This is a genomic window from Stenotrophomonas sp. TWI587, from assembly GCF_039674145.1.
Lineage (GTDB): Bacteria > Pseudomonadota > Gammaproteobacteria > Xanthomonadales > Xanthomonadaceae > Stenotrophomonas > Stenotrophomonas maltophilia_AY.
Map to the genome: position 1 here is coordinate 193,680 of NZ_JBDJMW010000004.1, position 13,929 is coordinate 207,608.

Sequence of the window (13,929 nt, forward strand, 5' to 3'; positions counted from 1 at the left end):
GCTTGCAGTGCCGGCCGCTGGCCGGCACTGCGGGGTCCCTGAGACGGTGTGGAGGAGCCGGCCAGCGGCCGGCACTACCAGTGCAACGTGGTACTCATCTACGCCAGATACAAAAAAGAAGGCCGCCCTTGGGCGGCCTTCTTCGTTCAATGCAGCGCAGGCGATCAGCGCTCGACGATCGCCACCACGCCCATGCCGCCGGCGGTGCAGATCGAGACCAGCGCGCGGCCACCGCCACGCTCGGCCAGCTGCTTGGCTGCCGTGGCGATCACGCGGGCACCGGTCGCGGCGAACGGGTGGCCGGTGGCGAGCGAAGAGCCCAGCGGGTTGATCTTGGCCGGGTCGATCTTGCCCAGTGGTGCATCCAGGCCGAGACGGTTGCGGCAGTAGTCTTCGCTTTCCCAGGCGCGCAGCGTGCACAGCACCTGCGCGGCGAACGCTTCGTGGATCTCGTAGATATCGAAATCCTGCAGGGTCAGGCCGTTGCGCTTGAGCATCTCCGGCACGGCGATGGTCGGCGCCATCAGCAGGCCTTCGCCATGCACGAAATCAACGGCCGCCACCTGCGAATCACGTAGGTACGCCAGCGGCTCATGGCCATGCGCGCGCGCCCATTCTTCGCTGGCCAGCAGCACCGCAGAGGCGCCATCGGTGAGCGGGGTGGAGTTGGCAGCGGTGAGCGTGCCGCGGCCGGAGACCTTGTCGAACGCCGGCTTCAGCGTGGCCAGTTTTTCCAGCGAGGTATCGGCGCGCAGGATGTTGTCGCGCTCCACGCCGCGGAACGGCGCGATCAGATCGGTGAAGAAGCCGCGCTCATAGGCGGCGGCCAGCTTCCTGTGCGAGGACACTGCCCACTCGTCCTGCGAGTCGCGGGAGATGTTCCACTCCTTGGCCATGTCTTCGCAGTGGTCACCCATGCTCTTGCCGGTGCGCGGCTCGGCCACGCCCGGAAATTCCGGCTTGAGTTCGCTCAGCTTGAAGCCGCGGGTCAGTGCCTTGAGCTTGTCGCCGGTGCTCTTGGCCCGGTTGGCCGCCAGCAGGCGCGCACGCAGCTTCTTGCCGTACACGATCGGCACATCGGAGGTGGTATCCGAGCCGCCGCCGATGCCCGAGTCGATCTGGCCCAGCGCGATCTTGTTGGCCACCGCGATGATCGTGTCCAGCGAGGTGCCGCAGGCGCGCTGCATGGTGATGCCCGGGGTCAGCGGGGACAGGCCCGAGGACAGCGTGGCTTCGCGGCCCAGGTTCCAGTCGCTGGAGTGCTTGATCACCGCGCCCATCGCCACTTCGCCCAACTGCTGGCCGTGCAGGCCGAAGCGTTCGACCAGCGCACCGAGTGTGCGCACCGACATACCGAGGTTGCCGACGTCCGAATAAGCCGTGTTCTGGCGACAGAACGGAATGCGGACGCCGCCGAGGATGGCGACGGGACGGGCGTTGGGCATGGAGATACCTGGCATGGGAGGGGTGTCTGCAACATGGCCTGCACGAAGGAGCAGGCATAATGGTCCCAAGTGTAGCTGCCGCCCTGTGATGGGCCAACCGTGAAACCATGAGCAAACCCGACCACGGCATGAATGCCATTGGCGTACTGGCATTGGAACTGGCCGGCGGCGACGCCCCGCGCCATGCCGCGCTGTCCTCCGAACAGGCTGGTGAACTGGCCGAGCGCGTCGGCCGCGATCTGGCCAAGCTGGTGCCCGGCGTCAGCGGGCTGGACTTCGTGTTCGCCGGCGCCCATTTCGATCCCGCAGAGATCCTGCGTCCGGGCTGGCCGGTGCACCGGCGCCTGGAAGAACTGCAGATGCGCGCCCCGGGCCGCAATCAAGGTCCGCGCGTGCTGGCCTTCGGTGCCGGCGCCGACGGCGATGTACCGCTGCCGTTCAAGGCCGATGCCAGCCTCACCGGCGGCGGCCTGCGAGTCGTCCCGTTCCTGCTGACCGGCACCGAAGTCGCCCAGACCCAGGCCGTGGCCGAAGCGCTGGAAGAGGTGCTGCTGGCCCAGGGCATGGCGCAGGCCGATACTGCGCTGCAGGCGCAGAATGCCTTCGGCGCACAGATCGAGCACGCCCGCTATTTCACGGTGAATGATCTCGCCGCGATGATGTCGATGCAGTACGACAACCAGGGCCTGGCGATTCTGTGGCCGCTGATCGAAACCGCGCTGATGGCACCGCACGTGGAAGAGTGGCTGGATGCCGCGCCGGAGCCGCTGCTTCGATACGCTGATGGCGAAGTGCGTATGGCGCTGTTCGATCCCGCCGGCTGGTGCGCGTACTACAACCACGGCACCGGCGACTGTGATCGCCTGCAGGGCATCTACGATCAGTACCTGATCCGCCAGCGGCAGATGGCCGCCGTGCTGGAAGCGCACGGCCTGCCGGTGCTGTTCGTGCATTGCGAGGCCGGCCAGGACGCGCGCGAGTTGCTGGCGCGTTAAGAGGGACGGAGGTAGTTAAGCCGCAGGCTTAACTACCTCCGTCCCCGTTATTCAAAAAAAACGCCGGCGAATGCCGGCGTTTTTCGTCACACACGGCCCGGGTTACGGGGCCGCTTTGATCACCGCGCAGGCCAGGCGTGCGCCGGCGTTGCCGGTCGGCTGGGTCTTGTAGTCATCCGCGTCGGCGTGAACGATCAGGCCGCGGCCGATGATGTCGAAACCATCGCCCTTGCCGATGTTGACGTTGGTCGAGACCGGGGCGTCGACCACGGCGTTGCCCTGGGCGTCGGCCTTGATGTTGGGCATGTCGCCGCCGTGATGCGGTTCGGCGGCCACGCTGCCGTGGTCCTGCTGGCCCGGGTTGAAGTGGCCGCCAGCGCTGGCGCCGTCCGGCGCACTGCAGTCGCCCTTTTCATGGATGTGGAAGCCGTGCTCGCTGTTCGGCTTCAGGCCGCTGACCTGCCCTTTCACGTGCACCTTGCCGTCAACGACGCTGAAGGTCACGGTGCCTTTGACGTCATTGCCCTGGGTGGCCGCGAGATCGGCACTGGCGGTGTGGTTGGCATGGGCTTCGCTGGTCATCGCCGGCGGTGCCTCGGGGGTCGCTTCAGCGGTCGGCTGGGCGGCAGTGGCTTCGGCGGCCGGGGTGGCTTCCGGCGTGGTGTCGGCCGGCTTGTTGCAGGCGGTCAGGCCAAGCGCGGCGATGGCCGCGAACAGCGTGGTGTGGATCAGGCGCATGTGGATCTCCTTGCGGGTAGCGTTGGAAGAAACGACGTCGAAGGAGGGCGCGATCAGCGCACGACCCGGATGACGCCGCAGGCAATTCGGGCGCCGGCGTTGCCGGCCGGCTGGCTGCGGTAATCGTCGGCATTGGCATGCACGATCAGTGCACGTCCGGCGATATCGGTGGCTGCGCCGCCGCCAAGGGTAACCGCTGGCAGGCGGATGTCGACGTTGACGCGGCCCTGCGCATCGGCACGCAGGTTGTCCATGTCACCGGCATGGTGCGCACCGGCACTGTTGCGGCCGTGCGGTTGGCCGGCAGGATTGAAATGCGCACCGGCACTGCTGGCATCGACCGCACTGCAGTCGCCGCGCTCATGCACGTGGAACCCGGCTACCTGCAGCGGCTGCAGGCCACCGATGACACCGGTGATGTGCACGCCACGCGCATCCGGCACCAGCGCCAGACGCCCGCTGACCAGACTGGCCGAGGCCGGCGACAGGTTGGCCTCGGCCATCTGCGCGGTACTGACCACCGGTACGACCGGGGCGACGGGGCGCGGCGGCGGCGTGCTGCCGCAGGCGGCCAGACCGACCGCGATGGCCACAGCGAGGACGACATGGGAACTGCGCATGGGAAGACTCCTTGGTTGCAAACTAACCGTGTGCTCGTCCACAGGCCATGAAAGCGGCCGGGACGCGGCGCACACGCGGTGTGGACATGCGGTTCATCCGCCGCGACGGCGACCGGCGCCGAGCTTGCGGGTGAGGGTGTTGCGGCCCATGCCCAGCCGCGCGGCGGCTTCGGCACGGCGGCCGTGGGTGATCTGCAGGGCCGCTTCGAGCAGCGCCTGATCGACCCGATCGCGCACCTGCGCGTGCAGGCCTTCGGCGCCTTCGGCCAGACGCTGGCGCGCCCACGCCGAGAGCAGCGTTTCCCACTGCCCCGGATCGCCGGCACTGCGCGAGCGTGGCGCACCCGCACCGCGATGCAGCGCGCTGTCCACGTCAGCCACGCCGATGCTGTCGGCCGCGGCCAGCGCGGCCATCCGCCAGCACACGTTCTCCAGTTCACGCACGTTGCCGGGCCAATCATGTTCGCGCAGCGCCTGCAGTGCTGCTGCGGTCAGCCGCTTGGGCGGTGTATCGAGTTTGTGCGCGGCCGCGGCCAGGAAGGTTTCGGCCAGCTGCGCGACATCGTCACGACGCTCACGCAGCGGCGGCAGGCGCAGCCGCACCACATCCAGCCGGTGCAGCAGATCGGCGCGGAAGCGCCCCTGCGCGACCAGCGTTTCCAGATCCTGATGGGTCGCAGCGATCACGCGCACATCCACGCGGATCAGCTCACGCCCGCCCACGCGGAAGAATTCGCCCTCGGCCAGCACGCGCAGCAGGCGCGTCTGCAGCGGTAACGGCATGTCGCCGATTTCATCCAGGAACAAGGTGCCGCCGTTGGCCTGTTCGAAGCGGCCGATATGGCGACGCTGTGCACCGGTGAACGCGCCCGCCTCATGGCCGAACAACTCGCTCTCGAGCAGTTCGGACGGAATGGCCGCGGTATTGAGCGCGACGAACGGCCCCTGCACGCGCGGCGATTCATGGTGCAGCGCATGCGCGACCAGCTCCTTGCCGGTGCCGGTTTCGCCGTTGATCAGCACCGACAGCGGCGCCTGCGCCAAGCGCCCGATCGCGCGGAACAGCGCGCGCATCGCCGGGGTATCGCCGACCAGCTGCGGGCGCTGATCGGGCGGGGTCGTGCTGGCGGTCTCGCTCGGCTCGGCCAAGGTGACATCCGGGGCTGGCAGGACGCGCTGCGCCAGTGCGACCGCATCATCCAGATCGAACGGCTTGGACAGGAACTCCTGCGCACCGCCGCGGAAGGCGCCGGCCGTGCTTGCCACATCGGTATAGGCCGACATCACGATCACCGGCAGCTGCGGATGCGCTGCCTTGAGCTTGTCCAGCAGTACCAGCCCATCGTCGCCTGGCATGCGGACATCGGTGAACAGCAGATCCGGCGGCGGCTGTTCGGCTAGCATCGCCAAGGCGGCAGCCGCACCGTCGAAGCCTTCGACACGGTAGCCAGCCTCGCGCAGAGCGGTGCACAGCACGAAGCGCACCGCGCGGTCATCGTCGACCACCCAGATGCGCTGGGCGGTGGTGTCGACCTGGTCAGCCATGGGCGGCAGTGTCCTCGGCGGGGGTGCCCTGCCCGATCGGCAGCTGCACGGTGAATACGGTATGGCCCGGGCGCGAGCGGTAGGTCAGGGTGCCGCGGTGCTCGCGCGCGACCTGCTGGGCCAGCGCCAGGCCCAGCCCGGTGCCCTCGGCACGCCCACTGACCAGCGGCAGGAACAGATGCTCGGCCAGGTCTTCGGGCACGCCGCGGCCGTCATCGGCGATTTCCAGCCGCAGCGCCAGCGGATGCAGTTGATCGGTGATGCGTACGCCGTGCTCCACGCGCGTGCGCAGGGTCACGGTGCCCGCACCAGCCTGGATCGCATTGCGGACCAGGTTCCACACGGCTTGAGTGAGGCGGTCCGCATCGCCATCGAACTCGGGAATGCTGGGGTCGTAATCGCGCTGGATCCGGACCGCCCAGCCGCCCTCGCTCTCGGCCAGGCGCAGGACACGCTCCAGCGAGGCGTGAATGTTGAGCGACGCATGCGGCGCGGCCGGTGCGGGCGACAGCAGCTGCTCGAGCAGACCGTTGAGGCGTTCGATTTCCGAGCCGATCAGCTCGATCAGTTCCCGCTCGTCCGGATCGCGTTGCGCGTTGCGGCGTGCCAGCAGCTGGGCCGCGCCCTTCAACCCGGCCAGCGGGTTGCGCAGCTCATGCGCCAAGCCCTTGAGCGCGGCACTGAGCGCGCTGGGCAGCGCCTGGGTGGGGTCCAGCCCCGGGAATTCATCGACCGGATGCGCCTCCAGCAGCCAGCCGCCCTCGTCCCAGCGGCTCAGCCAACCCTCGGCAAAACGCGGGGCATCGCCCGGTAGCGCCAAGGCCAGCCGGTGCAGACGCAGGGTGTCGCGCTCATCGCGGGCCAGGAAGTGGGCCAAGGCGTCGCCCTGTGCCTCCAGCGAGGCCAGCGGCTGGCCCAGCAGGCGGCGCACGCTCACGCCCAGCCAACGGGCGAAGGCGGGGTTGCAGCCCACCACACGGCCGCTGGCGTCGGCCCAGGCGACCGGGGTGCCGAGGGCGTCGAGGGCGGGGGGCAGGAGCGTGGTCGTCATTGCACCAATGTAGTGCAAAACGGCAGGCGTGTTGATCTTGCGCTGCGCGCAGCCGACAGCTGGGAAACGCTCGGGGAGAGCGTACCCGCCGTCAGTTGGCGGGGGCCGGCGCCTTCGGCAACGCCACACCCTTCGGCCACAGCATCCAGATCGTGCCCTTCTGCTTCATGTGCCCGGCCAGCTCGCCAGCCGCATCGCCGGTGCCCCAGAACAGGTCCGCGCGCACTTCGCCGGTGATGGCACCGCCGGTATCCTGCGCGGCGACCGGGCGCACCAGCGCGGTGCCGTCCGGGCGCGTGGTGGACAGCCACAGCAGGCTGCCCAGTGGCACGACGTTGCGGTCCACCGCGACGCTGTAGCCGGCGGTCAGCGGGACGTTCAACGAGCCGCGCGGGCCTTCATCGCTGTCCGGACCGCGAGTAAAGAACACATAGCTTGGATTGCTGGCCAGCAGCTCGGGCACGCGGGTCGGGTGGGCATCGGCCCAAGCACGGATGGCGGCCATGCTCACGTCGGCCTGCTTCAGCTCGCCCTGCTCCACCAGCCAGCGGCCGATCGGGCGATAGGGATGGCCGTTCTGGTCGGCGTAGGCGATGCGCAGCTGGCGGCCATCGGCCAGCTGGACGCGGCCCGATCCCTGGATCTGCAGGAACTGCAGGTCCATCGGGTGGGTCAGCCAGGCCAATACCGGTGCTTTGATGCCGTTCGCGGCGATCCGCGCAGCATCGTCATACGGCTTGAGCACGCGGCCTTCGACACGGCCGCGCAGGCGCTTGCCCTTGAGCTCGGGGTAGAGGCTGTCGAGCTGGACGCTGACCATGTCGTCGGGCACGCCGTACACCGGCACCGATGCCTTGGCGGTGCGGGCAAGGCTGCCGGCATATATCGGCTCGTAGTAACCGGTGATCAGGCCGTCGGCCCGGCTGTTGGCGGCGCGCAGCGCATAGACGTCGAGATTCGCCTGCAGGAACTGGCGGATGGCGGCAGGCGTGGTGGCAACGTTGGCCGCCGCTGCGCAGGTGGATGCCCAGTTGGCCTCCGTCTTCAGGCGCGGGCAGGCACTGCGCCAGGCCGCGAAGCCGGCCTGCAGATCGGTGTCTGCGACGGCGGGCAATGCGCTCCAATTCGCCTTCGCATAGGTGCTGGTGGGTGTTGATGCTGGCGATGCCGAGCGCTGCGGCGCGACCGCGCACGCGCTCAACAGCGCCAACCCCACGCCCATCAGCGCGGCGTGCTTGAGTGCGGGGAGGACGGGCGTGAACTTCATGGGCGGCGTTCCTGTTGCAGCAGCAGCGAGTGGAGGATGCGGGCATCTTCGGCATCGAGCTCTGCGGGGAGATCGTCACGGCCGCGGAAGCGGCGGTGGAAGGCGCCGACAGCGGCCGTCCGGTCGTCCATCGGGTAACCAAAGGCCTGCAGGGCCATCCAGGGATCGAAGCCCACCGGTGCCGGACCGTCCGCCGCGCGCGGCCACACGCCGAAACCGGCGTCGGCCAACTGCTGCCACGGGAAGAAACGGCTGGGATCCTGCTTGCGGGACGGCGCCAGATCGGCATGCGCGATGATCTGGCTGGGTGGAATGCGCAGGCGCGTGCACAGGTCCTCCAGCAGGCGGATCAGGGCCGCGATCTGCGCCGGTGCGAACGGCGTGTCGCCGTCGTTGTCGATCTCGATGCCGATCGAGGCCGAGTTGAGATCGGTGATGGTGCCCCAGCGCCCGGGACCGGCATGCCAGGCGCGGCGGTCATCGCCCACCAGCTGGTAGATGTGGCCATCGGCGCCGACCAGGTAGTGCGAGCTGACCTTGCCGCCGCTGTTGGCGCTGCGCAGCGTATCCAGGCTCTCCTGCACTGAGTGCTGATCGGTGTGGTGCAGCACGATCACCACCGGCGCGCGCGCGTTGTGGTTCGGCGACGGCACCCAGGTGGCGAGGGGGCTGCGCTGCTCGAGCGGGGTGGTACTGCAGGCGGCCAAGGAGAGCGCCAGCAGGGCGGGCAGCAACAGGCGATAGCGGGTCATGGGGGCATTCTACCCGGCGAGAGGGAAAGGCTTTGATCAGTACCCTTACATCGCAATGGAATGGATGAGATGTGTTAGGGACGCCGGCTACTCACAGCCCGCACTTCGCCAACGTTCGATGCCTTCGGAGCGGTCCATTGCCCTCTCTCGTCGCCCTTGTAGCGATACGAGGTTGAGCGTGCCTTCCTAAGCGGCACGACCGGGAAATTGCTGGTGAGCAGAGACCGTTGGGCGGCTGCTCACCTATGAAGATGGAAAGAATGTTGCACTTGCCGCAAACAGGAGCAGCGATCCCGTGGCAAGAAGCGTCTCCCACCGACGGAACCGACCGGACATAGCGACACGCACAATCAGGGCGAGAGTCAGTACAGGGAGCGATACAAACGCAATGACTAGAAAAGCATCCATGCAAGGTCGCACAAAATGACATAGCGCGAGCGAGAGCGAACCTCTGCCATCGCAGCCCAGGAAGCTGTAGCTCATTACGTAGTTGGTCAGCACTGCCGCCCAGCTGGTCAAGCACACTACCCAGGAAAAAATGTAAGAACGTTGCACCATTTACGACATCCTCATCGAGCCGAAAGCCCAGTATTTACCTGCTCGCCCAGTCGCTCGGGAAATTGAGCTTCGACCAATCAATCTGAGGTGTCACCGGCGGAAGGGCATCCTCGCCCATTCCGGCAACGCGATGCTCTAGGTCCGCGGGCAGTTCCGACTCATTGCAGCACTCAAAGGTGCAATTTGTCATCGATCCTCGTCCGTCTGCCTTTCTTGCACCTTACTCGGCGCTCTTCGATTGCCTCACCTTCTTTTTAGAATCCTGGAAAGCCAGCTCTTTCTCTGCGCGACATCATCAACTTCGACCGCCTGTTCAAATGGCGACGCAATGTCTACGTATCGATGGCTGCGTCCGTCAGCAAGCAGGTCACCCGGATAGTTCACATGCCTCAGGCAAGTATCGTCATCAATCGCCAGCACCTTCGCCACCACGGCAGCCTCGACAGACCAACAGCCGAAGTAGCCACCTTTCATTCCATGCGCTTCATCTGCGCACAACTTCCACCAGTATGGAGTCCTGAACGCTCGATCCAGATCTGCAGATCCAGCGCCCTCCAGTCCTTCGAACCAGCCATCCAAATAGCTGAGCAGCAGTGCGGGCCTGTCACATGGCTCAGCCAATAATACTTGGTGAAGCTTCCTGTATGCCCTAGGGAAACAAACATGAGATTCGATAACACGCCTTGGGCTGCGATATGCAATCACCGCATCGAGTACCGCGTCCTCACCATCGTTTAAACGGCCTTGTTGGCTTTATAGGCCTGCACATCATTGGCAATCTGCTTGCTGGTGGCCACCACCGTGCCCATCGCATTGGCCATCGCCTGCTGATTGGCCAGCTGCAGCTCGGCATTGGGCATCGCCTCAATCGCACGGTGCGCCGTGGCGGCATCGGTGTTCACGCCCAGCTCGGCGGCAGTCACCTTCTTGCCGCCGATAACGATGTTGCCTTCCGTCAGCGTGGCGTAGGTGGTGCTGCTGTCGCCGCCCTTCTCGTTCATCGGCACGCCACCGCCGAAGTTCGGCGTGGCACCGGCAAACACCGGCGTGTTGCCCTCCATCGCGCCGCCGTAGCCACCGCTGATGCCGCCCGAGCTGGTGCTGTGCTGCATCTGGTTCTGCAGGTCGCTGAAGGTCAGCATCTGCGCGGTCAGTTCGCTGTTGGTGGCGTTGGTGCTGGCAATCGCACCGCCGACAAGGTTCACGTGGCCGGCATCGACGTGGTAGCCGCCATCACCGGCAAACAGGCCCGACTGCTGGCCCACGCCCTGATAGCTGCCGTTGGATTTGCCTGCGCTGGCATAGCCGTCGGCGCTCCAGGCGGTGCCCAGCGACACCTGCACCCGGCCGCCCACCTGGCTGTTCTTGGACATGCTTTCGGCCATGTCCTGCAGCGACTCGATGGTGAGCGTGCCGCCGGTCTTTACATCCATGCGGTCGGCCGTCGCAGTGGCACCGCGCAGGGCGGTGTCACCCTCGGCCTTGAGCGAGATGTTCTGGCCGGTGAGCGTGGTGTTCTGCCAGGTGGTGCTGTTCGCGTTGGACTTGCTGCTGCCCACGCTGGCTTCGGCGTAGACATAGAAGCCGGAGAACGAGCGTGTTTGTCTGTGGCGATTCCTTTGCAACACTCAAATTGGACGGGCGCGGCCCCCAAGGGGCCATGTGACCCACATCAGCCCGGTCCTACCAGCAGTGGCCGCACCCCCGATGGCTGCCAGATTTGCCCGCTATTCAACTACAGCGTGAAATAGCAAGGCGAACGCCGACGCCAATTTCTGAAGGAGTGCTTGTGGCGCTCAAAACGACGTTCTGATCTTCCGGTAGTGCTGCCCATGCATCGAGCTTTTCTTGGACAGAAGGCGATACGACTATCTGCTCGCGAATGCGCTCGGCATGGCAGCTGGATATCGACTTGAACAGCGCACGCTTGTTCTTGTACCCCAATTGACGCACAACGTCGTCAATACATGCCTCGTAATACTGTCCGTTCAATTTCAGATCGTACAGGTCCTTGTCAAAGGTCACGTCCGGATGGATCCAGACATCATGACGAGGCGCGGCGAGAACAAAGCGACTTGCATCAAGCGCTCTAAGAAGGGCCTCACCAATTAGATGATCTTCGGCCCCGCCATGTAGGAAGATTTTTTCCCCCAACGGGTCCCATCGCATACTTCGGTAGCCCGAAAGGGTATGCACAAGAATGAAATCTTTCCCACTCAAAATGACCGCAGACGGTCTCTTTTCAACATCATTCATATCACTCAACCGTGGTGACCTTGACTGTAATTCCCTTAAGCTTGCCGTATTCCACCGCCTTCATAACCTCGTCCCACTGAGCCGACCCGGTGTTCTTTGGAATTGCCACATGGACCTCACGCTGCGTTATCTGCGATGCGGACAGGCGGACATTGCTGAGCCGGTGTCCCGTAAAAGCGGCTGCATCATCAATATTTCCCCTCAGGGTCGTAAAGATCTGCCGCGGATTGGTCAGCCGGGAAAGTGTGGTTGTATCCAAAGTTTTCGCGCTGATTGCCAAGCCAGTCGCGTCATCGAAGAAGTCGAACGTCTTGAAGTTGGGCGGTAACCTGGCTTCTTCCGGCATCAACTTTGCCAGATAGTTTTCCCAAGGCATGCCCTGCCCCTCGATGCCCTTGCCCCATTGTATCCCTGTGGCGACGAGATCGACGTTCTCAACGCCAACTCGCCCGCCGGCCCGTCCAGCCTGCCCTGCCAACGCTTCGGCGGTTTCGGTCAGTAAAGGCTTACCAATAGTGCGCCCGCCACCGGTGCCACCCGCCAGCACAGCTGTCGCGATGTCAACGACGGTCAGGAAGCGGCCGTCCATGGCTTCCACGCCAACGACCTCCAATCCATTCCCCGGGTTTGTCCCGGTCCAAGAACCCCAGGTCTGACCTATGCCTTGAAGGATTCCGGATGTGATACCTGCCATGAAGCGATTGCTTGAATTGCTGTCTTTTTCCGCAACTCCTTCGTAGTACTCGGTCAGTCTCTGGTAAGCGCCCTTTATGGTGGGCAGCAGGTTCACGCCAAGGAAGCGGGCATCCCTGTACTGCATGCCTTGGGTTTGCCAGTAGCGGACGTCCACCGCCTTCATGGTCTCTTCGTTGACGTCGTAGCCGTTGGTGATTAGCGCGTCGCGGGCAGCACTGATGTAGGCGGCACGATGCGCGTCGCGTTGTTCGGACACTTCTTCGAATCGTTTGACCGTGGCGCAGCTGGCCGCATCCTCGCTCTTGCAGCCATTCTTCGCCTTCTCGTACTGCTCCCACTCACCTTGGCTTAGCCAGTTGTGCTCAACCGAGTTGCCCGCAATACCGGTGCCAAGCGCCGCCTCCGCAACGCCGTTGCCAATCCCACCCGCCACCGCCCCCACCGCCTGCGACAACGCCAGAATCGTCTGCTTCTGCTGATCATTGAGCTCGCCGGTATACCCGGGATACAGCGCCTCGGTCAGCAGCTTCGCCGCCAGTTCACCGCCGGCCGCTGCGCCCGCACCGTTGGCTGCATTACCACCGTTGGCCTCAGCCAACAGCGCACCCAACAGCGCATGTGACAGCAGCTGCAACGCGGCGTTCGGATCACTGCCGTGGTTCGTATCGAACTTGTCGCCGATCAGCTGAGCTGCATACGGTGCCAATGCGTTGGCGGCAACCTGCCCGCCGCCCTGGCCCGATACGACGCCCACCAGCAGCGTGGTCACCGCTTCCAGCGCGCGGCCATTCTGGCTGCCAATGCCCCATTTCTGCTGCTGTGCCAAGGCGTCGCTGTAGCTGTACGGGAACTTGGCTGCGAGCTCATTGGACTTGCCTTCCGCGCTCTGGCTCTTGAAGCGATCCTTCTCCTCATCAGACAAGGTAGAGAGATAGGAATTCTCCAGATCCCGCATGGCCTGGTTGCCGATATCCCCAGCAATCTGCTTGCTGGTGGCCACCACCGTGCCCATCGCATTCGCCATCGCCTGCTGATTGGCCAGCTGCAGCTCGGCATTGGGCATCGCCTCAATCGCACGGTGCGCCGTGGCGGCATCGGTGTTCACGCCCAGCTCGGCGGCAGTCACCTTCTTGCCGCCGATAACGATGTTGCCTTCGGTCAGCGTGGCGTAAGTGGTGCTGCTGTCGCCGCCCTTTTCGTTCATCGGCACGCCGCCACCGAAGTTCGGCGTGGCGCCGGTAAACACCGGCGTGTTGCCCTCCATCGCGCCGCCGTAGCCACCGCTGATGCCGCCCGAGCTGGTGCTGTGCTGCATCTGGTTCTGCAGATCGCTGAAGGTCAGCGTCTGCGCGGTCAGTTCGCTGTCGGTGGCGTTGGTGCTGGCAATCGCACCGCCGACCAGGTTCACGTGGCCGGCATCGACGTGGTAGCCGCCATCACCGGCAAACAGGCCCGACTGCTGGCCCACGCCCTGATAGCTGCCGTTGGACTTGCCCGCGCTGGCGTAGCCGTCGGCGCTCCAGGCGGTGCCCAGCGACACCTGCACCCGGCCGCCCACCTGGCTGTTCTTGGACATGCTTTCCGCCATGTCCTGCAGCGACTCGACGGTCAGCGTGCCGCCGGTCTTTACATCGATGCGGTCGGCCGTCGCGGTGGCACCGCGCAGGGTGGTGTCACCCTCGGCCTTGAGCGAGATGTTCTGGCCGGTGAGCGTGGTGTTCTGCCAGGTGGTGCTATCCGCGTTGGACTTGCTGCTGCCCACGCTGGCTTCGGCATACACGTATGCGCCGTTCTTTGCGCCTGGCGCCACATCCATGCCCTGCACCACGTGGATGTCACCGCTGGTGCTGGTCAGGTTGAGGTTCCCACCTGCCTGAGGGGTAAAGTCCTGTGAGACCACGCTGCTGCGGTCGGCGCACTGCTGTTGGCGGTCTTGAAGCCGATACGGCTTCGGCATTGAACAGTGAGTCGTCGGAATAAGCCACCATTCATATCCAGACGGCGAC

The 13,929-nt window shown here is 65.2% G+C and carries 11 protein-coding genes and 1 pseudogene; 1 reads left to right on the forward strand and 11 read right to left on the reverse strand.

The features are described 5' to 3' along the window. Positions 1 to 164: 164 nt before the first annotated feature. On the reverse strand, positions 165 to 1,460 hold the full coding sequence (locus tag ABE464_RS08490) for an acetyl-CoA C-acetyltransferase (RefSeq protein WP_346471578.1): 1,296 nt from the start codon (positions 1,458 to 1,460) through the stop codon (positions 165 to 167). A gap of 92 nt (positions 1,461 to 1,552) precedes the next feature. On the opposite strand from ABE464_RS08490, the gene ABE464_RS08495 reads away from it, so the two are divergent. Next, positions 1,553 to 2,440: a hypothetical protein gene (locus ABE464_RS08495; RefSeq protein ID WP_346471579.1), complete on the forward strand. Its 888-nt coding sequence runs from the start codon at positions 1,553 to 1,555 to the stop codon at positions 2,438 to 2,440. A gap of 102 nt (positions 2,441 to 2,542) precedes the next feature. On the opposite strand, the gene ABE464_RS08500 is transcribed toward ABE464_RS08495, so the two are convergent. The 10 genes and pseudogenes from ABE464_RS08500 to ABE464_RS08545 all read right to left on the reverse strand — a co-directional run bounded on the left by ABE464_RS08500 (position 2,543) and on the right by ABE464_RS08545 (position 13,880). After that, the gene (locus ABE464_RS08500; RefSeq protein ID WP_346471580.1) at positions 2,543 to 3,178 is read right to left on the reverse strand and encodes a superoxide dismutase family protein; all 636 of its coding nucleotides are present in this window, start codon (positions 3,176 to 3,178) and stop codon (positions 2,543 to 2,545) included. Positions 3,179 to 3,231: 53 nt separating this feature from the next. After that, positions 3,232 to 3,798 (reverse strand): superoxide dismutase family protein, encoded by a 567-nt coding sequence (locus ABE464_RS08505; RefSeq protein WP_346471581.1) that lies wholly within the window; start codon positions 3,796 to 3,798, stop codon positions 3,232 to 3,234. A 93-nt stretch (positions 3,799 to 3,891) separates the two neighbouring features. Beyond that, complete coding sequence (gene ntrC / locus ABE464_RS08510) at positions 3,892 to 5,343, reverse strand: nitrogen regulation protein NR(I) (RefSeq protein ID WP_346471582.1); 1,452 nt, start codon at positions 5,341 to 5,343, stop codon at positions 3,892 to 3,894. Next, positions 5,336 to 6,394: an ATP-binding protein gene (locus ABE464_RS08515; protein ID WP_346471583.1), complete on the reverse strand. Its 1,059-nt coding sequence runs from the start codon at positions 6,392 to 6,394 to the stop codon at positions 5,336 to 5,338. Before ABE464_RS08515 ends, ntrC begins: the two co-directional genes overlap by 8 nt. A gap of 91 nt (positions 6,395 to 6,485) precedes the next feature. Then, complete coding sequence (locus tag ABE464_RS08520) at positions 6,486 to 7,616, reverse strand: MltA domain-containing protein (protein ID WP_346471721.1); 1,131 nt, start codon at positions 7,614 to 7,616, stop codon at positions 6,486 to 6,488. Between the two features lie 41 nt (positions 7,617 to 7,657). Continuing rightward, positions 7,658 to 8,413 (reverse strand): N-acetylmuramoyl-L-alanine amidase, encoded by a 756-nt coding sequence (locus ABE464_RS08525; RefSeq protein WP_346471584.1) that lies wholly within the window; start codon positions 8,411 to 8,413, stop codon positions 7,658 to 7,660. An 801-nt stretch (positions 8,414 to 9,214) separates the two neighbouring features. Beyond that, positions 9,215 to 9,685, reverse strand: a pseudogene (locus tag ABE464_RS08530) (PoNe immunity protein domain-containing protein); the annotation flags it as partial. Positions 9,686 to 9,705: 20 nt separating this feature from the next. Beyond that, a complete protein-coding gene (locus tag ABE464_RS08535; protein ID WP_346471585.1) occupies positions 9,706 to 10,596 on the reverse strand; it encodes a hemagglutinin repeat-containing protein in 891 nt (296 codons plus the stop codon). A gap of 106 nt (positions 10,597 to 10,702) precedes the next feature. After that, positions 10,703 to 11,227, reverse strand: coding sequence for a contact-dependent growth inhibition system immunity protein (locus ABE464_RS08540; protein WP_346471586.1), 525 nt, complete (start codon positions 11,225 to 11,227; stop codon positions 10,703 to 10,705). Between the two features lies 1 nt (position 11,228). Then, on the reverse strand, positions 11,229 to 13,880 hold the full coding sequence (locus tag ABE464_RS08545) for a hemagglutinin repeat-containing protein (RefSeq protein ID WP_346471587.1): 2,652 nt from the start codon (positions 13,878 to 13,880) through the stop codon (positions 11,229 to 11,231). Between the last annotated feature and the right edge of the window lie 49 nt (positions 13,881 to 13,929).

Bases quoted from the DNA above. Each gene is read 5' to 3' on its own strand.
- ABE464_RS08490 (WP_346471578.1), bottom strand. From the start codon at position 1,460: ATGCCAGGTATCTCCATGCCCAACGCCCGTCCCGTCGCCATCCTCGGC.
- ABE464_RS08495 (WP_346471579.1), top strand. From the start codon at position 1,553: ATGAGCAAACCCGACCACGGCATGAATGCCATTGGCGTACTGGCATTG.
- ABE464_RS08500 (WP_346471580.1), bottom strand. From the start codon at position 3,178: ATGCGCCTGATCCACACCACGCTGTTCGCGGCCATCGCCGCGCTTGGC.
- ABE464_RS08505 (WP_346471581.1), bottom strand. From the start codon at position 3,798: ATGCGCAGTTCCCATGTCGTCCTCGCTGTGGCCATCGCGGTCGGTCTG.
- ntrC (WP_346471582.1), bottom strand. From the start codon at position 5,343: ATGGCTGACCAGGTCGACACCACCGCCCAGCGCATCTGGGTGGTCGAC.
- ABE464_RS08515 (WP_346471583.1), bottom strand. From the start codon at position 6,394: ATGACGACCACGCTCCTGCCCCCCGCCCTCGACGCCCTCGGCACCCCG.
- ABE464_RS08520 (WP_346471721.1), bottom strand. From the start codon at position 7,616: ATGGGCGTGGGGTTGGCGCTGTTGAGCGCGTGCGCGGTCGCGCCGCAG.
- ABE464_RS08525 (WP_346471584.1), bottom strand. From the start codon at position 8,413: ATGACCCGCTATCGCCTGTTGCTGCCCGCCCTGCTGGCGCTCTCCTTG.
- ABE464_RS08540 (WP_346471586.1), bottom strand. From the start codon at position 11,227: ATGAATGATGTTGAAAAGAGACCGTCTGCGGTCATTTTGAGTGGGAAA.
- ABE464_RS08545 (WP_346471587.1), bottom strand. From the start codon at position 13,880: ATGCCGAAGCCGTATCGGCTTCAAGACCGCCAACAGCAGTGCGCCGAC.